Origin of the sequence: Mesorhizobium loti, from assembly GCF_013170705.1 — a bacterium.
Taxonomy (GTDB): Bacteria; Pseudomonadota; Alphaproteobacteria; order Rhizobiales; family Rhizobiaceae; genus Mesorhizobium; species Mesorhizobium loti_D.
In genome coordinates this window covers 67,278-87,936 of the sequence record NZ_CP033334.1, presented here as the reverse complement: position 1 = coordinate 87,936, position 20,659 = coordinate 67,278, and the positions used below count along the sequence as shown (strand labels likewise).

Genomic DNA, 20,659 nt, shown 5'->3' with positions numbered 1-20,659 from the left:
TCGAGCTATCGTCTCTGGAATTCGGGCGCCATCAGCAGCAGCGCCAGGCCTTGCTGCCTGGACTCGGCGCGGGCGATCGCCTGCCGCGTCTCCGGCGAGGCGGAAGGCCCGATCACGGCGTCGAGTATGTCGTTGGGATTGCCTATGTCCTTGACCTGACGGGCCGCCTGCCAGGCGATGTCGAGGCGGATCTTCATGCCTTCCGCCGACGCCCAACTGTCCGCCTGGTCGGAAAAGCCGTTCGGTCCCGGTGGCTGCCAGAGCGGCTCGCCCAGCGCGTTAAGCCAGCCGAGCGATTGGCCGGGATCGCTCGCCGCACCCGGGCCGACCGCCCGCCGGATGGCGGCGATGTAGTCGAACGGCGAGCGCATCTTGGCCAATGGCGTCGACCAGGCCTCCGGCATATCGATAAGGGTCGAGGCCAGTGCCCTGAGATTGCCGTCGCTCTTGGCGAATACCTTGGCCAGCCGCGCCACCGCGGCCGGCGGCGGATCGTCGGATATGAAATGGCGGGCAAGCTCGGTGGCGATGTGCCGCGCCGTCGCCGGATGGCTGGCTATGTCGTTGAGCGCAGCCTCGGCCTGGGCCATGCCCCCGGCCGGATAGGTCTTGCCGAGCAGCACCGCGTCACCCGGCTCATGCGCATTGGCGTTGAAGACGGAACTGCCGGGTTCACCCAGCCGACCTTCACGCCCGGCCATCGTCCAGCCGGTCAGGATGCGCGCGAAGCTGGTGACATCGGCTTGGGTATAGCCGCTGCCGACGCCGAGCGTATGCAGTTCCATGATCTCGCGGGCGAGGTTCTCGTTGAGGCCGCGCTGGCGGTTCTTGCCGGCGCGCGAATCCGGGCCGATCGACTGCTGGTTGTCGAGATAGAACAGCATCGCGGGATGCCGCTCCACGGCCATCAGCATGTCGGCGAAACGGCCGAGCACGAAAGGGCGGATCGCTTCCCGTTCGAAGGCACCGGCGCTCGCCCGCACGAGGTTGTCCTTGGCCACGGAAACGCAGAAATGGTTCGACCAGAAATAGACCAGACGTTCGACAAAGCCGGCATCGGACCGCAGAGCCTTGTCGAAGCGCGCCTGGGCTTCCGCGCGGAACAGCGTGGCCTCGACCGGCGGAACCGCTGGCTTTGGCGGCGCGGCGGGCGACGGCGTGGGTTGGACGGGCGCAACCCGGACCGGTGTGCTCTGGACCGGCGTGAGCTGGATCGGCGCGGCTTGGGCAGGCATGTTCTGGATGCTCGCCGTTGCCATCGCCGGCTGTGCCGCGGCCATGCGTTCGCGGTCGAGCTTGCGCTGGACATTTGCCGCCATGCTGGCCTGGATGGCCGGTGTGCTGCCCAGCAGGCCCCCATAGGCCGGATCGGCAAGCGGGATCAGGGCGATGTCGGGTTGCCGCAGTTCCGCCTTCAGATAGCCGCGCGGGTCGCCGGCAATCCTGTCGCGGTCGCCGAGCCTTGCCCCGAGCCCGAAGCGGTTGAAAGCGACGAGGGTCGGGTCTGGCGGGGAATTGGAGGCCGGGATAGCCAAGTCAACTCTCCATTGCTGGGGCTTCCGGCGAGCAGCGCCTGAAGCCCGTTCGAGCCGGTTCGTGCCTGCTTAGACGGGATCATGGGGCCGGCGCGGTGGGCGGCCCCACGGCCCTTACCAGCGATGCCAGCGGTGCCAGTGGCGGTGCGGATGCCAGGCGTAGTAGGCCGGGCCGTGCCAGTAGTAATAGCGGGGGTAGACCACCACGCGATTGGGGACGCAGCGCCCCCAGGGATTGGGATGCCAGCCAGGGCCGCAACCCCAGGCGACTTGCTCGACCACCGCCGGGGCGGCAAGCGGCGCCAGCGGCATTGCCGAGGACGCCGCAACCGTCGCAGCCGTTCCGGTCACCGCGAGAGCGGCGGTGATCGCGTATTTTGACAGATGGTTCATGACCAAACTCCGAAGTTGTCCGAGGTTGAAACCTGTCGGCGCCAGGTTGCCCGGCAGATCCTGCCCTTCATCTCGTTAAACGGGCGCCATCGACATTTTCCGTCGGTCGTCAGGGCGATTTTTTGGGCGTGGCGGATGGCTGCGTCCCGCCGCGTCTCGCGAGGCCCTCCGCCAGCATGTTGCGATCCTCGGTGGACGCTGCTGCCGCGAACTCGACGATGCGCTGCTCCAGCCGCGTGCGCACGGTGACGTCGGCATTGCGGGCCCGCTCCAGGGCGGCCGACAGGGCCGCCGTGTCGAGGACAGGCTGCCGCAGCAGGTCGGCCGCCTCGCGCCTCGCCTGCTGGCCATCGCGAATGATTTCGCGCGACTCTTGGCGGACCTCGCGCAGCGCCTTGCGAAACAGCGTGCGCTGCTGGTCGGGCAGCCGGCCCCCGGCCGCTTCCAGCGAATAGCCCTGGGCCGGCTTGCCGCTTCTTATCCAGACGGCTCCGCCGGCAAGCGCACCGGCCAGGAAGACATTCACCACCACCGACGCAATGAGGAGGTTACGCCCGGTGCTCATAGGTCTTCCTCGATCGTGTCGGGCCCGGCATCGCCGAAAGCCGTCGCGTTGGCGTCGAGCACATAGTGGTCGGGCTGAACCTCGGGCGTAACGACGGTCACCAGGGCCAGTCCGGCGATGGCGCCGGCGACCCCAATGCCGGCCAACCCCAGCCCGAGCCACCAGAACCGCTGACGCCGGCGCCGGACGATGTGCCGGCCGGCGGTCCGCAGGATGGTGTCGTGCAGTGTCTTGCCGGGGTGCGGGACGTTATAGCTGTCAAGCCGGGCGTCAAGCGTGCCGGCATGCCGCGAAATGGCCTGGCCCGCCTCGGTTGAAGCAAAGATGGTGGCTGCCTCATGCTCCGCTTTCGGCCAGCGCCGCAGATCGCCGCCATAGGCTTCCGCGAGCGCCGCGAAGCGCTTGGCATCCATTGCCGGGCCGTCCTCGATGTCTTCAGCCATGTGTTTTCCCCTTGCCCCTTGGTGCCGCGTGCCCACGCGGGTTGGAAACGAGGCCGACCGGTCCCCACCGGGCGCCCGCAAGGCGCGATGAATGTCCGGCGTCCATGATCGCACCTTTCTCAGTCATGGACGCCGTCCCTGGCCAGAATCATCTGCAAGGACCGACGGCCGCGTGAGAGCAGGCTCTCCAGGGCGTCGACGCTGATCTCCAACGTCGCGGCCGCCTCTATGTTGGACATCTCCTGATAGTAGACCAGGATGATGGCCTCGCGCTGGCGCGGCGCGATGGCCTGCAAGGCTTGCTCTACCCGATGTGGCTCTTCGCGGGCGTCGGGAAGCGGGGCAGGGTCGGCCATTTCCGGCAAATTGTCGGTCACCAGCTCGCGGCGCCGGCGCAACCGGTCGTAGCAAAGGTTGAGCGTCACCCGGTGGATCCAGCTGTCGAAGCGTGCATTGCCGCGCCGCCAGCTGGAGGCATGACGCCAGATGCGCACGAAGGTTTCCTGCGCGACGTCCTCGGCCTCCGCCGCGTCGCCCAGCATGCGCACAGCAAGTGAAAGGATGCGCGGCAATTTGCGTGCGACGAGCGTCTGCACCGCCGCGGGATCGCCAGCACCGACCCGACGAACCAGCTCCTCGTCCGGATCGGCGCTCATCGGCTCGCGCACTCCCGATATCCATCACCCGTCATGGCCTCTTGGTCATTGCTCCGGCTTGGGAGCGGATTTGTGGCCTGGCATTTCATCGGCCGTCAGAACGCCGTCGCCATTCTTGTCCAGCCTGGCAAAACGCTTGGCGAAGAACGCATCGAGCTCGGCGCGATCGACGAAGCCGTCATGATTGGAATCGATACGCTCGAAGGATTTGGCGGCGTCTCCCTTGACGTTGCGCTTGGCTTGAAAGGCTTCCCATTCCAAGAGGCTGATCTTGCCGTCACCGTCGGTGTCGGCGGCCATGACCGCCTTCTCCCGCCGCTTCTGGAACTTGGCCAGCGTGAGTTCGGACTTGGCATTTGACGCCGCGGGGGCAGCGGCTGGCGGCGTGGCGGCTGGGGGCTGTGTCGCTGTCTGGGCGAGAGCCGCGACGGTCAGCAGGCTCAAGGCAGCGGCAAGGATCGAACGGCGTATCATGCTTCGGCGTCTCCGGTTGGCGCGTCGGCCACGGCCCATGCCGTGGTCACGCTTCAACCGTTAAACGCCGAGACCGGGAAAATCCGTCGGTCGCCTGTACCTTCGATTGCGATGCCGAATCGGCATCACTCCACAGAGCGACCGCCGTGACGCAATTCCGCGCCGCCTGAATTCACGCCGGGCCGGCCACCACTCCTGGCGGGGCAGGGACTACGCCGGTTGATCGGCGGCGACCAACTGGTCGGGTTTGAAACCCGCATGCTGCGGTGTCCAAACGTCACCTTCCTTGTTGAACCAGTGGCAGAGATACATGCCGGAAGCGGCCCCATCGCTGACCGTCATCCTCGGCCCTCCCGACTTCAGCTTGACGACGTCTCCGGTCTTGAAAGTGTTAGGCATTTTGGACCTCCCATGCTGAGGCCCGCGAGTTTCCCACCAAAGCTGAGTCGCGACAATGGCGGATATGGATCGCTGGCGTCGCGATCCATATCGCAGACAGTGGTGCATGTGCCATTTGCGGCATATGGGACGACAACCGGGGGGGAACTGGTGCCGCTTGCGTGACTCGAACACGCGACCCCATCATTACGAATGATGTGCTCTACCAACTGAGCTAAAGCGGCCCGGGAGGCCAAGGCCTCCAAGATGGGCTGGGTGATAGACTCAACCGGCCGCGAATTCAAGATGCGACTTGGCAAATCATGCACGAGCGCCCAACACGGTCAAAACCAGGGTTGGAGTGTCGCTGCCTCCGAAGAATCGCCAGGATAGTCCGATTTTATTTGCCGGAACATCGCCAAGATGGACTTTCGACGGCCCGTCGAGGCAGAATGCACGCGCACGCCCGTTGATTGATTGGTCGCCTACGGCTAACCATCAGGGAAGATTGGTGCAATTTGCAGAGGGATCTCGCTTGGACGCCATCGAAAAAGCGATCCGGAACGCCTTGGAAAAGGGCAATGCCGAGGACCGGGCGTTTCGCGAGAGGGTCTACCGGTCGGCCTTTGCCGCGCTAGATCGTGCGCTCCAGGCCAATCCCGGCGTGACCGTGGAAGTCGCCATCAAGCGCCGCAAGGCGATCCAGGCGAAGATCGCTGAAATCGAATCCGAGTTCCTGCCGGCGGTGCCGGATGTTGGTCCGCAGGTCGATGCCCCGGCGGCCGGGCCCGCGGCCGCCGCCGCGCCCGCGATCGAGATCGGCGACACGGCGCCGCCCGCGGTCGCCGTCGACGGCCCCGCGCCGCCCGCATCCGACGCGCCGCGCTCACGCGTGCTGCCGGTCGTTCCCGACATCATGCCGGACGCTACGCTGCCCGGCGCGCCTGCCATCGACATGTCCTCTCCTGCCGCTTCGGGAGCCGCGGCCGAAGTGGCGCCCGATCGCGACGAGCGCCGCATTCGCGGACGTCGCCTGCCGCTGACCGCCATCTTCTTCACCGTGACCCTGCTTGCGGCGATCGGCATCGGCCTGTTTTTCGCCATGCAGACCGGCGTGTTCAAGACCGCGGCGCAACTCGATACGGCACCGCCGGAGGCGCCGCCGACCGTGGAGGACGACGATTTCACGCCGGCCGACGGCGCCAACGCGCCGGCAAAGCCCGGTGCCGTGGACCAGTCGCGCGACTGGATCAATGTGTTCTCGCCGGCCGATCCGACGCATGTCGCCGCCCCTTCGGACGCCAAGGCCGAGGTGATGAAGGACGACACCGGTCCGTTCCTGCGCATCCGGTCCGGCGCCTCCGGGTCGGCGATCGCCTTTGATGTCGGGCAAGGCGTGCTGGAAAAGCTCGCCGGCAAGCATGCCGTGTTCGATATCATCGCCCGCGCCGAGGACGGCAAGGACACGCAAATCTCCGTCGACTGCAATTTCGGCGAACTCGGCGACTGTGGCCGCAAGCGCTACGCGGTCGGCCAGCAGCGCAACGAATATCTGTTCGACGTGCAGTTCCCCAACAAGCGTCCAGGCTCGGCCGGAACCATCGCCGTCAATTCCGACTTCGACAAGCAAGGCAAGGCGGTCAACATCTACGAGATCCGCGTCTCGATCGAGCCTTAGGCGGCTGGAACTCAGCGATCGAGCAGCGCCTGCAGCGTCTCGATGCGGTCGGCCTCGTTGGCCGGCTTGTCCCAGCGCAGCCGTGAAATGCGGGGGAAGCGCATGGCGACGCCGGATTTATGCCGGGTCGAACGGTTGAGTCCCTCGAAGGCGACTTCCAGCACCAGGCCATTGTCGCGGTCCGCCCGCACCGAGCGCACCGGGCCGAAGCGCTCGATCGTATTGTCCCTGACATATTTGTCGATCTGCTTCAGCTCCTCGTCAGTGAAGCCGAAATAGGCCTTGCCGACCGGCACCAGTTCCTCCTCGCCCTCGGGTCCGGACCAGACGCCGAACGTGTAGTCGGAGTAGAAGCTCGAGCGCTTGCCATGGCCGCGCTGGGCATACATCAGCACGGCATCCACTGTGTGCGGATCGCGCTTCCATTTGAACCACGGGCCTTTGGGCCGCCCGGCGACATAGGGCGAATCCCAGCGTTTCAGCATTACGCCTTCGATGATCGGGTGCGGCGGCGCGCGGCGCATCTCCTCCAGCGCCTGCCAATCCGCGAAGTCGACGAAGGGCGACAGGTCGAAACGGCTGGGGTCGAGCGTCTTGACGAAGGCTTCGAGGCGCTCGCGCCGGACGCGGAAGGATAGCCCGCGCAAATCCTCGGCGCCGATCTGCAGCAGATCGTAGCAGCGCATGAAGGCCGGATATTGCTGCTGCATCTTCGGCGTCACAGTCTTGCGGTTCAGCCTTTGCTGCAAATCCGAGAACGTCCCCGTCGCCTGTCGGGGATCGCCAACCAGCAACTCGCCATCCAGCGTCGCGGAAAAATCCATTGCGTCGGCAAGGTCGGGAAAGGCGCCGGAGACATCGTCGCCGGTGCGCGAATAGAGCCGGCGAATGCCGCCTTCCGCCACTGCCTGGACGCGGATGCCGTCCCATTTCCATTCGGCCGCATAGTCCGCCGGATCGAGTTTTTCCAGATCGCCGTCGCCGACCGGGTTCGACAGCATCACCGGCCTGAACAGCGCCATCGCCGTGTTGCGGGGTTTTTCAGCCTTGCCTTCCAGCCACGCGAACAGCGCCGTATAGGGCGGCGACAGCCCGTGCCAGAGTTCCTCGATCTCGGCGACGTCGACCTCGCCGAAATCCGCCAGTGCCTGCTTTGCGAGCCGCGCCGACACTCCGATGCGCAGGCCGCCGGTGACCAGCTTGATGATGGCGAAGCGCGCCGAAATACCGGCGCTGTCGAGCAGCCCAGCCAACACCTTCGGTCCGTCGGAGCGGCTTGCCGCCTGCAACCTGGCCACGACCTCGCCGAGCGTCGGTTCACGGTTCGGGATATGTCCCGGCGTTTGCGGCCAGACCAGCGACACCGTCTCGGCCAGATCGCCGACATAGTCGTAGGAATAGCCGAACAGCACCGGGTCCATGCGTTCGGTGACAAGGGTGCGCAGCATCGCCGGCTTGACCGCGGCGATGTTGAGATCGCCTGTGATGGCGGCCAGCGCCAGGCCGCGATCCGGGTCCTCGACACTGCGGAAGTAGTCGACCAGCAGCGTCAGCTTGCCGTTGCGCGATGGAGTCAGCACCAGGCGGTCGAGGAGTTCGGCGAAGCGGTTCATGCCATCAATCGCCTTCGTCCTCATAGCCCACAAGATGCAATGGTCGGGCGGCAATGCCTTCGAGTTCGCACCAGCGCACCAGTGCTTCCTCACGGCCATGCGTGACCCAGATTTCCTCGGCGCCGGTCTCCTTGATGGTGGCGGTGAGCTCGTCCCAGTCGGCATGGTCCGAGATGATCAGCGGCAGTTCGACACCGCCCTGCTTGGCGCGCTGGCGGATGCGCATCCAGCCGGACGCGAAGCAGGAGATCGGATCGGGGAAACGCCGCGCCCAGCGGTCGGCGAAGGCCGATGGCGGGCCAACCACGATGGCGCCGGCGAAATCCCCTTTGCCGCCTTCCACCGTCGCCGGCTCGAGTATCCCCAGGTCGATGCCTTGGCTTTGATAGTACTCGCTGAGCTTGGCCAGCGCGCCATGGATGTAGAGCGGCCTGTCGTATCCGGCGTCGCGCAACAGCCGCATCACCCGCTGCGCTTTGCCCAGCGCATAGGCGCCGACCAGATGCGAGCGTTCGGGAAACTGCGCCGCCGATTTCAGCAGGCGGGCGATCTCTTCCGTGTCGGGCGGGTGACGAAACACCGGCAGGCCGAAGGTCGCCTCGGTGATGAACACGTCGCAGCGGATTGGCTCGAACGGCACGCAGGTCGCATCCTTTCGCCGTTTGTAGTCGCCGGAGGCGACGATACGCATGCCCGGATGTTCGACCGATATCTGCGCCGAGCCCAGCACATGGCCGGCCGGATGGAAGCTGACGCTGACGCCGTTGAGGACGATCGTCTCGCCCAGCCGTGCCGGTTGCATCGTGCCGGCGAAGCCCTCGCCATAGCGCAGCCCCATGATGTCGAGCGTCTGCTGCGTTGCCAGCACCGAGCGGTGGCCGGAACGCGCATGGTCGGAATGACCGTGGGTGATCAGCGCGCGGTCCACCGGCCGCACCGGATCGATGAAGAAATCGCCCGGCGGGCAGTAAAGGCCTTCTGGCCGGGGATGAAGCAGGTCGCTGGCGCGCATGGTCTGCAAGATAGGATATAATTCCGCCGCGGGAAGCCTGTCATCGGAGACTGCTGACTCTCCTGGCAAAGAACGCTCAATTTGGTTCAGCTTCCGCATCCTTTGCATTACAGAGATGGCGGCCCGGCCGCCTCCGCCGGCGGAACCCGCTATCATGAAGCCGTTGCAGACCTTATCGGGCGATTTGAACGCTGATCGCCGTGCCGACTATGCCGAGATGCTCTTTGCCTCCGGCGATCACGTGGCGGCGGCCGAGCTCCTGCTCGGCGCATTGGAATTGGCGCCGCAATGGGCAATGGGCTGGTTTCGCCTTGGCGAGATGCAGGAGGCATCAGGCAGGCTCGACCTGGCGGCGCAGGCCTGGGTGATGGCGCTGAACCTGGATCCAGCCGATCGCCAAGGCGCGGCCCTCAAATTGCAGCTGATCGGCAAAGGCCCGGTTTCCAGCGCGCCGCCCAGCGCCTTTGTCGAAACGCTGTTCGACCATTACGCCGAGACATTCGAAGAGATGCTGGTCGGCAAGCTCGACTATCGGTTGCCCGAAGTCCTCGAGCAGATGATTCGCAAGGCAAGGTCGGGACGCTTTCGTCTGGCGCTCGACTTGGGCTGCGGCACCGGGCTGATGGGCGAGAGGCTGAGGCCGATCGTTGACCGGCTGGAGGGGATCGACATCTCGGCCAGGATGCTCAAGAAGGCGCGGACGAAAGGCATCTACGACACGCTGACAAAGGCTGATCTGCATTGCTTCTCCCACTCGGGCGAAAACCCCGATCTGGTGACATCGGCCGACGTCCTGATCTATGTCGGCGCGCTCGAAGGCCTGATCGGGAGGGTCGCTGGTGTGCTCGCCGGCGGCGGCCTGTTCGCTTTCTCTGTCGAGAGCCTTGCAAGCGGCGACTTCGCGCTGCGGCCCTCGCGGCGCTACGCTCATTCCGACAGCTATGTCAGGCAGACACTCGAGGCCAACGGGCTTTCGATCCTGGCGCTGGAGCCAACGACCATCCGTCAGGATCGCCGCGAGCCCGTCAAAGGCTTGGCCGTCTTGGCCCTGAAGGCTCACGCCACTTGAAGTGTGCATGATCATTGCGGTGAATCCCGACACCGCTCCGCGCTGCTGCGAAAAAGTCCGATTTGCGTGCGCGACTGATATTTGCGATCTGGTCGCGTCAGGGGCGGGATATCAGGAGGAGCATATCGGATGCGCAGGAACATGACGGTCTTGGCCTCTTGCCTGGCAATGGCCGGCTGCGTCGGCAATTCGATGTCCGAGCGGCAGGACGCCAACATAGAATCCTCCCTGCAATACGACACCGTGCCGTGCGATCAGTTGCTGGCGCAGCGCAATGGGTTGGCACAGCAATACAATCTTGCGACGACCGTGAAGCCGACCTTCTCCAATCCCGCGATGGGTTTCGGTCCGTTCACGCCCGACATGCGCTCCAAGGCCCAGCGCGACAGCGACAAGGCGACTGGCGAGATCGACGCCATGAACCGGTCCATCGACCGCCGCGACTGCGGCAAGCCGGACAATCAGAAGAAGAAGTTCGCTCTGCCGGGCTGACGATACGAGACAGGCATTTGGGCGAGATTTATCGCCGGCAGCATGTTGCGCTGGCGCAGGGGTACTATCGGATGAAACTGTCTGACCTCGGAGATCGCATCTGCATTTTGGGGCCGTCCAACAGCGGCAAGTCGACCTTGGCCGACGCGATTGCCCGCAAACGTGGCCTGGAGCCCGTCCACCTCGATCTGCTTCATCATCTGCCCAACACCGACTGGGAACCGCGTCCCGAGAGCGAGTTCATTGTCTTGCATGACGCCGCGATCGCCGGCGAGCGCTGGGTGATGGACGGAAATTATTCGATCTGCATGCCGCAACGCTTACGCCGAGCGACGGGACTGATCCTGCTGGATGTCTCCACGCCGGCAAGTCTGCTGCGCTATTTCAGGCGAAGCTGGTTTGAGAAGAGCAGGCGCGGTGGCCTGCAAGGCGGGCGCGACAGCGTCAAATGGGACATGATCCACCATATTGCCGTGACTACGCCGAAAAACCGCCGGAGATACCAGGCGATGTTCGATCGGCTCGACCTGCCAAAGCTGCGGCTATCCTCCGTGAGAGCAATCAAGCAATGCTTCAGGCAGTGGGATCTGGCCAGATAAGAATCCTGGCTAGAGCACTTCACCGTTTCACGGAAACGGCGAACCACTCTAACTCCTTGTTTTGACGCAATTCCGGACGGAAAAACGCTCACACTTTTCCTGGAATTGCTCTAATACCCCGCTTTGCGATCTACCAGATTGTCGAGCTTCTCGCCGCGCTCGAAGGCATCCATCTGGCGCAGCATGATCGGCGCCAGGTGCATCGGATCGGAGGTCGCCGCGGCGTGCGGCGTCACGAACACCTTCGGATGGCTCCATAACGGACTGGTCTTGGGCAGCGGCTCGACCTCGAACACGTCGAGGCTCGCCTCCTTCAACGTGCCGTCGTCCAGCGCCCGCACGATGTCGGCGTCCTTTTGCAGGCGGCCGCGTCCCGCGTTGATCAGCACCGAGCCGCCAAGGCCGTTGCGCTTGCGCAGTTCCTTCAGCACGCCATAATTGATGATGCCCTGCGTGTCCGGCGTCAGCGGCAGGAGCACGACGAGTATGTCGGTTGCCTTTAGGAACGGGATCAGGCCGGCCTCGCCGGAATAGGTCGCGACCCCTTGCATCGGCCGGTCGTTGCGCGACCAGCCATTGACGGCGAAGCCGAGCGAAAGGAGCACCGAGGCCGCGGCGCGGCCGAGATTGCCGAGCCCCATAATGCCAACGGAAATGTCGCCGGCCGGCCGCTGCTGCGGCTCGTGCCAGATCTTCTTTGGCTGCTGCGACCGGTAGAGCAGGCCGTGGCGATGGTGATCGAGCACCCGCCAGACGACATATTCCGTCATGTACTGCGTGAGGTTGTCGGCGACGACCTTGACGATCGGCACATCGGGCAGGCCCGGATCGGCGAAAATATGGTCGACGCCGGCACCGATCGAGAAGATGGCGCGCAGATTGGGCAGCGACGACAAAAGGTTCGGCTTCTGCTTCCACACCACCGCATAGGTGATCGATGGATCCTTGGCACCGTCCGGCTCCAGAACCACCTCGCGCTCGGCCGACAACAGCTCGCGCCAGCGCTGCGGGTGAAAGCCGGTGACGGCGAGCAGGATGCGGCCTTTTTCCATCGTTGTTCGTTTAGTCCCTCTAATCACTGACTGACGATGCCGACCGGCGCCGTCTCTATCTTGAAGGCCGCCGAAATCAGCGCCCGAGTATAGTCGGTTTGCGGATTTTCAAAAATCTGCTGGGAAGGGCCTGCTTCGACGATCCGGCCATTGCGCATGACGATGACATCGTTGGCAAGCGCCCGGATGACCTTGAGGTCGTGGCTGATGAAGAGATAGGCGAGGTCGTGCTTGGCCTGCAGATTGCGCAAGAGGTCGACGACCTGCGCCTGTACGCTCATGTCGAGCGCCGATGTCGGCTCGTCCAGCATGACGAAGCGCGGGTTGAGCACCATGGCGCGCGCGATGGCGACACGCTGTCGCTGTCCGCCGGAGAATTCGTGCGGATAGCGGTTGCGGGTCGCCGGATCGAGGCCGACCTCCTTCAGCACGTCGGCAACCTTGTCGTCGCGTTCATCGGGCGACAGCTTCGGCTCGTGGATCTTGAGCCCTTCCTCGATGATCTCGGCGATCGACATGCGCGGGCTGAGCGAACCGAACGGATCCTGGAAGACGATCTGCAATTCGCGCCTGAGCGGCCGCATGGCATTGAAGGTGAGCTGGTTGATGTCGCGCCCGTTGAACTGGATGGTCCCGGTCGATGAGATCATCCGCGCCAGCGCCAGGCCGAGCGTGGTCTTGCCCGAACCGGATTCGCCGACCACGCCCAGCGTCTGGCCGGCGCGCACGGTGACATCGATGCCGTCGACCGCCTTCACATGGTCGACCGTGCGGCGGAAGAAGCCTTGCTTGATCGGGAACCAGACCTTGATGTCCTTGCCGGTCATTACCGGCTTGGCGTCGGCGTTGGCCGCCGGTGGCTTGCCTTTCGGCTCGGCCGCCAGAAGGTGGCGCGTATAGGGGTGCTGCGGGTTGGCGAAGATCTCCTTGGTCGGACCGGTCTCGACGATCTTGCCCTTGGTCATCACACAGACCCGGTCGGCGATCTTGCGCACGATGCCCAGATCGTGGGTGATGAACAGCATCGACATGCCCTTGCGGCTTTTCAGGCCGGCGAGCAGTTCGAGGATCTGCGCCTGCACGGTGACGTCGAGCGCCGTCGTCGGCTCGTCGGCGATCAGCAGTTCCGGTTCGTTGGCCAGCGCCATGGCGATCATCACGCGCTGGCGCTGGCCGCCGGACAACTGGTGCGGATAGGCGTCGAGGCGCTTCTGCGGGTCGCGGATGCCGACCTCGTTGAGCAAAGCCAGCGTGCGTGCCTTGGCGGGGCGATCGGCCATGCCCTGATGCAGCTTCAGGATCTCGACGATCTGCTGCTCGATCGTGTGCAGCGGATTGAGCGAGGTCATCGGCTCCTGGAAGATCATGGTGATCTTGTTGCCGCGCACCTGGCGCAACTGCTTCTCGCTCATCGCCAGCAGGTCGGCGCCCTGGAACAGGATCTTTCCAGAGGGATGGCTGGCGCTGGGATAGGGCAGGAGCTTCAGCACGGACAGCGCCGAGACCGACTTGCCGGAGCCGGATTCCCCGACCAGCGCCACTGTCTCGCCCTTCGCGATGTCGAAGGAGATGTGGTCGACGGCGACAGACTGGCCGCCGCCCTGGCTGAAGGCGACGCTGAGGTCCTGTACGCTGAGCAGGGGAGCTTCGCTCATTTGAACGTCTTGCGCGGATCGAAGGCGTCGCGCGTTGCCTCGCCGACAAAGACGAGCAGCGACAGCATCAGCGAGATGACGACGAAGCCGGAAATGCCGAGCCACGGCGCATTGAGGTTGCGCTGCGCCTGCTTCAGCAACTCGCCCAGCGAGGCGGAGCCGGGCGGCAGGCCGAAGCCGAGATAGTCGAGCGAGGTCAGCGTCGAGATCGAGCCTGAGAGCAGGAAGGGCAGGAACGTCAATGTCGCCACCATGGCGTTGGGCAACAAATGCCGGAACATGATGGTGCGGTTGGGCACGCCGAGGGCGCGGGCGGCGTTGACATATTCGAAGTTGCGGGCGCGCAGGAACTCGGCCCGCACCACGCCGACCAGCGCCACCCAGGAGAACAACAGCATCAGGCCGAGCAGGATGAAGAAGCCCGGCGGCAGGATGGCGGCAACGATCAGCAAGAGATAGAGCACCGGGATCGCCGACCAGATTTCGATGAAGCGCTGGAACAGCAGGTCCGTCCAGCCGCCGAAATAGCCCTGCAAGGCACCGGCGCCGACGCCGATCAGCGCCGATCCGGCGGTCAGGATCAGCCCGAACAGCACCGAGATGCGGAAGCCGTAGATGACCCGCGCCAGGACGTCGCGCGCCTGGTCGTCCGTGCCGAGCCAGTTCCAGTTGCCGACGATGCAGGCCGGGTCGGCAGCCCCTTGCGGGTACTGGTTGCAGCGCTTCGCGGCGTCATACTGCCAGGACGGCCTGGCGGGCGCGGCCTCCGGAATGGCGTTGTTGACTGTCTGGTAGGAATAGCGGATCGGCGGCCAGATCATCCAGCCATTGGCGTTGATCTCGTCCTGGATCACCGGGTCGCGATAATCGGTGACGGCATAGAAGCCGCCGAACTTTTCCTCGGGGTAGGCCACCAGCACCGGAAACAGGATCTCGCCCTTGTAGGAAGCGATGATCGGCTTGTCGTTGGCGATGAATTCGGCAAACAGCGACAGCACGAACAGGACGAGGAAAATCCACAACGACCAGTAACCGCGCCGGTTGGCCTTGAAATTCTGCAGACGGCGCTTGTTGAGCGGCGACAGGAATGGCCGTGGCATCCGCTCCGGCACCACTCCGGCGGTCACGCTTGCCTCCGACATCAGATGTCTCTCCGCTCGAAATCGATGCGCGGATCGACCCAGGTGTACATGAGGTCGGACAACAATCCGACGAACAGGCCGAGAAGCGAGAAGATGTAGAGATTGGCGAACACCACGGGATAGTCGCGCTCGACCACCGACCGGAAGCCGAGCAGGCCCAGGCCATCGAGCGAGAAGATGTTCTCGATCAGCAGCGAACCGGTGAAGAAGGCCGAGATGAAGGCGCCGGGGAAGCCGGCGATGACGATCAGCATGGCGTTGCGGAAGACGTGGCCGTAGAGCACTTGCCGCTCCGACAGGCCCTTGGCGCGTGCCGTCACAACATACTGCTTGCGGATCTCCTCCAGGAACGAGTTCTTGGTCAGCAGCGTGGTGGTGGCGAAAGCCGACAGCACCAGCGCCGTCAGCGGCAAGGTCATGTGCCAGATATAGTCGGCGATCTTGGCCGGCCACGACAACTGGTCCCAGTTGTCCGAGACGATGCCGCGCAACGGGAACCAGTCCCAGAACGAGCCGCCGGCAAACAGCACCATCAGCATGATGCCGAACAGGAAGCCGGGAATGGCATAGCCGACGATGACGACGCCGCTGGTCCAGACGTCGAAAGGCGAGCCATCCTTCACCGCCTTGCGGATGCCGAGTGGTATGGAAATCAGATAGGACAGCAACGTGATCCAAAGCCCGATCGAGATCGACACCGGCATCTTTTCCAGGATCAGGTCGAGCACCGAGATGTCGCGGAAGTAGCTGTTGCCGAAATCGAACCGGGCATAGTTCCACAGCATCATGCCGAAGCGTTCTAGCGGCGGCTTGTCGAAGCCGAACTGCTTCTCCAGCTTCTTGATGAATTCCGGATCGAGTCCCTGCGCGCCGCGATATTTCGAGCTGACATCGCCGGCGGCGTCGAAGTTGGAGCCGCCCGCATCGCCGCCGCCACCGCCGAGGCGGTCGCTGCCGCCCTGATTGGTCAGCTTGGCGATGACCTGCTCGACCGGGCCGCCCGGCGCGAACTGGATGACCGCGAAGGAGATCGCCATGATGCCGAACAGGGTCGGGATCATCAAAAGGATGCGGCGCAGTATATAGGCGCCCATCAGGCTTCCTGCCCTCTGCGGACCGATATCTCAGCCTTTGCCAATTTTTGCCGCCTTGCCCTTATCGAACCACCACAGCGTCTCGACCGGAAAGCCGAAATCGGGCTTTTGCTCGGGAAAGCCGAACATGTCCCAATAGGCGCTTCGGTGATTCGCCAGGAACCAACTAGGAATCCAATCGCACCGCGCGCGCAAGACCCGGTCGAGCGCTCGCATCGCGACCGTCAGGCTTTCACGGTCTTTTGCCGCGCCCACCGTGGCGATCAGCGCATCGATCGCGGGGTCTGAGGTGCCCGGCAGGTTGCGCGAACCGGAGAGGTTGGCCGTCCTGGAATGGAAGAAGCCTTCGAGATCGTCGCGCGTCGGTGTCGCGCTGAACGAGAAAGCCGCTGACAGCAGATCGAAATCGAAGGTCGCCTGCCTGGCCTGGTATTGTGCCGAATCCACCAGCCGGATCGTGGCATCGATGCCGATCGCCTTCATGTTGGCGACCCAGGGCGAATAGACCTGTACGAAAGTGTCGTCGTCGACCATGAATTCGGCCGAAAGCCGGCCGCCCCTGCCGTTGACGACGAAATCGCCTGACCGTTTCCAGCCGGCTGCGGCCAGAAGCTTTGCCGCCTGGCCAAGCAGCTTGCGGTCGCGGCCGGAACCGTCGGATGCCGGCTGGGCCACGGCCTGGCCGAAGACCTCAGCCGGCACCTGGCTTCGCAGCGGCTCGAGCAGCGCCAGCTCTTGTGTCGGTGGCACACCTTCGGCGCGAAAATCCGATTTCTCGAAGCAGGATTGCGAGCGCTCGTAGGAGCCGTAGAAGAAGTTGCGCCGCGTCCATTCGAAATCGAAGCAGAGCGCGATCGCCTGGCGCACGCGAGCGTCGCGAAACTGTTCGCGCCGCTGGTTGACCGCCGTTCCCTGCATGGTCGGCCGCTTCTCGGCCGGGAATTCGTGCTTGACCACCTTGCCGGCGGTCAGCGCCGGGAAATCGTAGGCGGTCGCCCAGACGCGCGAGGTGAATTCCTCGCGGTAGGTGATTTCGCCCTTCTTGAAGGCTTCGAAGCCGGCGGTGCGGTTCTGGTAGAATTCGATGCGGATACGATCGAAATTGTTCTGGCCGCGATTGACCGGCAGATCACGGCCCCAGTAGTCCGCGACCCGATCATATTCGATCCATGCGCCGGCCGAGAACCGGCCGACCTTGTAGGCACCGGAGCCGAGCGGCGGGTTCAACTGCGAAGAGTCGAACGGGTTGGCCGTATAGAAGGCCTTCGACAGGATGGGGAACTCCACGACGTTGAGCACGGTGCGGGCCGATTGCTTGCCGGAGAAGGTGAGCCGCAGCGTGCGGTCGTCGACAGCAACGGCGTCGACCATGTGCGTCAGCGACAACGACAAGTCGGGATGGCCCTTGTCCTTGTAAAGCTTGAAGGTGAAGGCGGCGTCCTGGGCGGTCAGCGGCGTGCCGTCGTGGAAGCGCGCCTCGGGGCGAAGCGAGAAGGTGAAGGAGTTGCGGTCTTCCGACAGTGTCACGCCGTCGGCGATCTGGCCGTAGACGGCGTCGGGCTCGTCGAGTGCGCGCACCATCAGCCCGTCGAAACACATCTCCATGCGCGGCGGCGCATCGCCCTTGTCGGCGAAGGAGTTCATCGTGTTGAAGGTTTGTGTGTCCTGGTTGTAGCCCCAGTTCGGCGGCGAGAAATTGAAAATTCCACCGGCAGGTGCGTCGACATTCACATAGTCGAAATGGGTGAAGTCCGGTCCATATTTGAGGTCGCCAAAGGCGGACAGGCCATGCAGCTTGGTGCCGGTCGCAATGTCGGCGAACGCTTTTCCCGGCAGTAAGGCGGCGGCAGCGGCGGCGCCACCCAAAGCCAGGAAATCGCGGCGGGGCACGGCCGTCATCGGTCGCTGCGCCATCAATTGCCGCCCTTGTACTTGGCCGCCAGCGCCTTTTCCTTGTCGACGTCGATCCACCAGGAATCGATATCGACACCGACATAGGCAGGCTGCTTGTCGGGAAATTTGAACTTGTCCCAATAGGCTAGCCAGACCGCCGACCGGTGATATTGCGGCACGACGTAGAAGTTCCACAGCAGCACCCGGTCGAGCGCATGGGTGGCGGCAACCAGATCATCGCGATCCGTGGCAAAGATGATGCGGTCGACCAGCGCATCGACGGTCGGATCCTTGATGCCCATCAGATTGCGCGAGCCAGGCGCGTCGGCGGCCTTCGAACTCCAGAAGTCGCGCTGCTCATTGCCGGGCGAATCCGACTGGCCGAACAGGCCCGTGACGACATCGAAATCGAAGTTGTTGACGCGGTTGATGTACTGCGTCTGGTCGATGATGCGCAGCGAGGCGTCGACGCCGATCTTGCGCAGATTGGCAATGTAGGGGCTGGCGATTACCTGGTCGGTGTCGTTCCAGCCGAGGATCTCGAATTTGAACGGCGTGCCTGTCTTGGCGTTGACCATCTTGCCGCCCTTTATGACCCATCCGGCCTTGGCGAAGAGATCGACAGCCTGCTTCAGGTACTTTCGCTCCGCTTGCGGCGAATCGTAGACGGGTAGCTTGAATTCCTGGGTGAAGAGTTCGGGCGGCAGCTTGTCACGGTATTTTTCCAGGATTTCCAGTTCTTTGCCCTGTGGCAACCCGCTGGATGCCAGTTCGGTGCCCTGGAAATAGCTCGATGTGCGGGTGTTGAAGCCGAAGAACAAGGTGCGGTTCATGCTCTCGAAATCGAACGGTATGGTCAGTGCCTCGCGGACCAGCCGGTCCTGGAACAGCGGCCTGCGCTGGTTGAGGACAAAGCCCTGCATCGGCTGTGGCGACTGGGTCTGGAAGTCCTTCTTGATGACGTCGCCGACCTGGATCGCCGGGAAATTATAGGCCGTCGCCCATTTGCGGGAGCTGTATTCGCGGTTGATGTCTTCCAGTCCGCCCTTGGTGAAGGCCAGCCAGGCGGCATTGTCGTCGAGGATGTAGGTATATCGGCGCGTGTCGAAATTCTCGCGGCCGATCTTCACCGGCAGCTTGGCCGCCCAATAGTCCGGCACGCGCTGCCAGACGATTTCGGAGCCCGGCTTGAAGCTGGCGATCTTGTATGCGGCCGAGCCCAGCGGCGGTTCCAGCGTTCCCTTGGTGATGTCGCGCTTCTTGCCACTGGCGTCGGTGCCTTCCCACCAATGCTTCGGTAGAACGACGAGGTCGCCGATAATCTTCGGCAGTTCACGATTGCCCTTCTGGTTGAAACGGAACTCGACCTCGCGATCGGAGATCGCCACCGCGTCGGTGACATTTTCGAAATACCGGTTGTATTGCGGGCTGTTGGCCTTCAGCACCTGGAACGACCAGATCACGTCGTCGACGGTGATCGGCTGGCCGTCATGCCACTTCGCGCGCGGGTCAAGCCGGTACGTGGCCGAGGAATAGTCGTCAGGATATTTATAGGCATCGGCGATCAGCGGGTGGCTGGTGCTGCCTTCGTCCGTCGCCTGCTCCATCAGCGTGTCGTAGAGCAGGCCGCCGCCAAACCCGACCAGGCCCGCCGCCGGCGATCCCTGGACGATATAGGGGTTGAAACTGTCATAGGTGCCAAGCAGCACCGAATTCAGCGTACCGCCTTTCGGCGCGTTCGGGTTGACGTAGTCGTAATGCTGGAAATTGTCGCCGTATTTGGATTGGCCGATCAGCGATGAGGTGGTCCGCCACTCGTCGGCCAGGGTCGTCTGCAACCCCGCCGCCAGCAGGGCCGCCGCCAGCAGCGACTTGAGAAGCGTTCGGCCAACCGTCATGCACTATCCTCTTCGCGATGCGTGCCAGATCATCCAGGACGCGATCCTAGATGATTTGGCGCTGGTGAAAACCGCAATGCGCCGGCTTTGTCGCCGCACCCTGGATTTTCCCAACAAAAAAGCCGGGCTGAACCCGGCTTTTTCAAGATCGTGGAGATTACAAATTGTTCACTGGGCGGGTGCCGGCGCTGGAGCGGCAGGCTTGGCCGGTGCGGCGCCTTCAGCCGGCTTCGCCGGGGCGGCTGCATCGGCCGGCTTGGCGGGCGCGCTGGCGTCCGCGGCGGCACCCGGTGCCGGCAGCGGCTTGGGATTGTCCGACAGCGTGCGCAGATAGGCGATGACGTTGGCGCGGTCCTCGTCCTTGGGCAGGCCGGCGAAGCCCATGGCGGTGCCCTTAACGAATTTCTTCGGCGAGGTGATGAAGTGGTTGATGTTGTCGTAGGTCCACTTCTCGGTGCCGCCCTTGGAGAATTCCTTCATGCCGGCCGAATAGGCGAAGCCTTCATGTTCGGCGACGGGGCGGTCGACAAGATCCCACAGGTCGGGGCCGACCTTGTTGGGGCCGCCCTTTTCGCCGGAATGGCAGGCCTGGCATTTCTTGAAGACGGCAGCGCCCGCCTCGACATTGGCGGTCTGCAGCAGGTCGGCGATCGGCTTGGCCGCGGCGGCCGGCGCGGCCGGGCCGCCTTCGGCGGGCTCAGCCGCCTCGATGGCGAAGCCGGGCTTTTCCGGGGCCGGCGAGGCAAACAGTGCGTCCGACACCAGGCCGACCGAGAAAACGACGAAAACGGTTCCGAGCAATCCGGCGAGCAGTTTATTGACTTCGTTGGAATCCATACGCCCCTTGCTCCCTTTTCCGGCGGACCGAACCGTCCACTCCGTCCGTCGGTATCGAGACCCGCCCTCCAGAGCCGGTCAAATCGGGCGGAAACTAGGTCTTTTGCTCGGGCGTTGCAACACCTATAAGGGCGCTGCCAGTGAGACCTTTTGCCACTTTTCCCCTCCTCTTTTCGAACGC

General features: G+C 63.9%; 20 protein-coding genes and 1 tRNA gene. 4 read left to right on the top strand and 17 right to left on the bottom strand.

The window, feature by feature from the left end; genetic code table 11:
- Window positions 1-5: 5 nt before the first annotated feature.
- From EB815_RS00425 to EB815_RS00390, 8 genes are all read right to left on the bottom strand, one after another.
- Window positions 6-1,535: a DUF1800 domain-containing protein gene (locus EB815_RS00425; protein ID WP_056569790.1), complete on the bottom strand. Its 1,530-nt coding sequence runs from the start codon at window positions 1,533-1,535 to the stop codon at window positions 6-8.
- 114 nt (window positions 1,536-1,649) lie between these two features.
- Complete coding sequence (locus tag EB815_RS00420) at window positions 1,650-1,928, bottom strand: GCG_CRPN prefix-to-repeats domain-containing protein (protein WP_056569792.1); 279 nt, start codon at window positions 1,926-1,928, stop codon at window positions 1,650-1,652.
- Between the two features lie 109 nt (window positions 1,929-2,037).
- Window positions 2,038-2,493 (bottom strand): periplasmic heavy metal sensor, encoded by a 456-nt coding sequence (locus tag EB815_RS00415; RefSeq protein WP_056569794.1) that lies wholly within the window; start codon window positions 2,491-2,493, stop codon window positions 2,038-2,040.
- Entirely contained in the window at window positions 2,490-2,936 is a 447-nt protein-coding gene (locus tag EB815_RS00410) for a hypothetical protein (RefSeq protein WP_171883266.1), read from the bottom strand. The genes EB815_RS00415 and EB815_RS00410 overlap by 4 nt, the downstream gene beginning before the upstream one ends.
- Window positions 2,937-3,055: 119 nt before the next feature.
- Window positions 3,056-3,592 (bottom strand): RNA polymerase sigma factor, encoded by a 537-nt coding sequence (locus tag EB815_RS00405; protein ID WP_081294926.1) that lies wholly within the window; start codon window positions 3,590-3,592, stop codon window positions 3,056-3,058.
- A gap of 45 nt (window positions 3,593-3,637) precedes the next feature.
- Entirely contained in the window at window positions 3,638-4,066 is a 429-nt protein-coding gene (locus EB815_RS00400) for an EF-hand domain-containing protein (protein WP_056569799.1), read from the bottom strand.
- A gap of 210 nt (window positions 4,067-4,276) precedes the next feature.
- Entirely contained in the window at window positions 4,277-4,465 is a 189-nt protein-coding gene (locus EB815_RS00395; protein WP_056569801.1) for a YodC family protein, read from the bottom strand.
- A 148-nt stretch (window positions 4,466-4,613) separates the two neighbouring features.
- Window positions 4,614-4,689 (bottom strand) — tRNA-Thr (locus EB815_RS00390).
- A gap of 290 nt (window positions 4,690-4,979) precedes the next feature.
- Between EB815_RS00390 and EB815_RS00385 the strand changes: the two genes are divergently transcribed.
- Window positions 4,980-6,122 carry a hypothetical protein gene (locus tag EB815_RS00385; protein WP_056569804.1) on the top strand — a complete coding sequence of 381 codons (1,143 nt, stop codon included), beginning with the start codon at window positions 4,980-4,982 and terminating at the stop codon, window positions 6,120-6,122.
- Between the two features lie 11 nt (window positions 6,123-6,133).
- Here EB815_RS00385 and EB815_RS00380 read toward each other — a convergent pair whose 3' ends face one another.
- Together EB815_RS00380 and EB815_RS00375 are read right to left on the bottom strand one after the other, a co-directional pair.
- A complete protein-coding gene (locus tag EB815_RS00380; RefSeq protein ID WP_056570428.1) occupies window positions 6,134-7,735 on the bottom strand; it encodes a cisplatin damage response ATP-dependent DNA ligase in 1,602 nt (533 codons plus the stop codon).
- Between the two features lie 4 nt (window positions 7,736-7,739).
- A complete protein-coding gene (locus tag EB815_RS00375) occupies window positions 7,740-8,747 on the bottom strand; it encodes a ligase-associated DNA damage response exonuclease (RefSeq protein ID WP_056569806.1) in 1,008 nt (335 codons plus the stop codon).
- A gap of 154 nt (window positions 8,748-8,901) precedes the next feature.
- On the opposite strand from EB815_RS00375, the gene EB815_RS00370 reads away from it, so the two are divergent.
- The 3 genes from EB815_RS00370 to EB815_RS00360 all read left to right on the top strand — a co-directional run bounded on the left by EB815_RS00370 (window position 8,902) and on the right by EB815_RS00360 (window position 10,907).
- Window positions 8,902-9,816, top strand: coding sequence for a class I SAM-dependent DNA methyltransferase (locus tag EB815_RS00370; protein ID WP_056570430.1), 915 nt, complete (start codon window positions 8,902-8,904; stop codon window positions 9,814-9,816).
- 129 nt (window positions 9,817-9,945) lie between these two features.
- Complete coding sequence (locus EB815_RS00365) at window positions 9,946-10,308, top strand: hypothetical protein (RefSeq protein ID WP_056569808.1); 363 nt, start codon at window positions 9,946-9,948, stop codon at window positions 10,306-10,308.
- Window positions 10,309-10,379: 71 nt separating this feature from the next.
- Window positions 10,380-10,907, top strand: coding sequence for an AAA family ATPase (locus EB815_RS00360; protein ID WP_056570432.1), 528 nt, complete (start codon window positions 10,380-10,382; stop codon window positions 10,905-10,907).
- A gap of 110 nt (window positions 10,908-11,017) precedes the next feature.
- Here the strand turns inward: EB815_RS00360 and EB815_RS00355 are convergent, their stop codons facing one another.
- The 7 genes from EB815_RS00355 to EB815_RS00325 all read right to left on the bottom strand — a co-directional run bounded on the left by EB815_RS00355 (window position 11,018) and on the right by EB815_RS00325 (window position 20,478).
- Complete coding sequence (locus EB815_RS00355; RefSeq protein ID WP_056569810.1) at window positions 11,018-11,959, bottom strand: 2-hydroxyacid dehydrogenase; 942 nt, start codon at window positions 11,957-11,959, stop codon at window positions 11,018-11,020.
- Between the two features lie 23 nt (window positions 11,960-11,982).
- Window positions 11,983-13,614: an ABC transporter ATP-binding protein gene (locus tag EB815_RS00350; protein ID WP_056569812.1), complete on the bottom strand. Its 1,632-nt coding sequence runs from the start codon at window positions 13,612-13,614 to the stop codon at window positions 11,983-11,985.
- A complete protein-coding gene (locus EB815_RS00345; protein WP_044548852.1) occupies window positions 13,611-14,756 on the bottom strand; it encodes an ABC transporter permease in 1,146 nt (381 codons plus the stop codon). The genes EB815_RS00350 and EB815_RS00345 overlap by 4 nt, the downstream gene beginning before the upstream one ends.
- Window positions 14,756-15,850, bottom strand: coding sequence for a microcin C ABC transporter permease YejB (locus EB815_RS00340; RefSeq protein WP_056569814.1), 1,095 nt, complete (start codon window positions 15,848-15,850; stop codon window positions 14,756-14,758). The genes EB815_RS00345 and EB815_RS00340 overlap by 1 nt, the downstream gene beginning before the upstream one ends.
- A gap of 30 nt (window positions 15,851-15,880) precedes the next feature.
- On the bottom strand, window positions 15,881-17,749 hold the full coding sequence (locus tag EB815_RS00335; RefSeq protein ID WP_056570434.1) for an extracellular solute-binding protein: 1,869 nt from the start codon (window positions 17,747-17,749) through the stop codon (window positions 15,881-15,883).
- Between the two features lie 14 nt (window positions 17,750-17,763).
- The gene (locus tag EB815_RS00330) at window positions 17,764-19,641 is read right to left on the bottom strand and encodes an extracellular solute-binding protein (RefSeq protein ID WP_056569816.1); all 1,878 of its coding nucleotides are present in this window, start codon (window positions 19,639-19,641) and stop codon (window positions 17,764-17,766) included.
- Between the two features lie 168 nt (window positions 19,642-19,809).
- Window positions 19,810-20,478 carry a c-type cytochrome gene (locus EB815_RS00325; RefSeq protein ID WP_056569818.1) on the bottom strand — a complete coding sequence of 223 codons (669 nt, stop codon included), beginning with the start codon at window positions 20,476-20,478 and terminating at the stop codon, window positions 19,810-19,812.
- Window positions 20,479-20,659 lie beyond the last annotated feature (181 nt).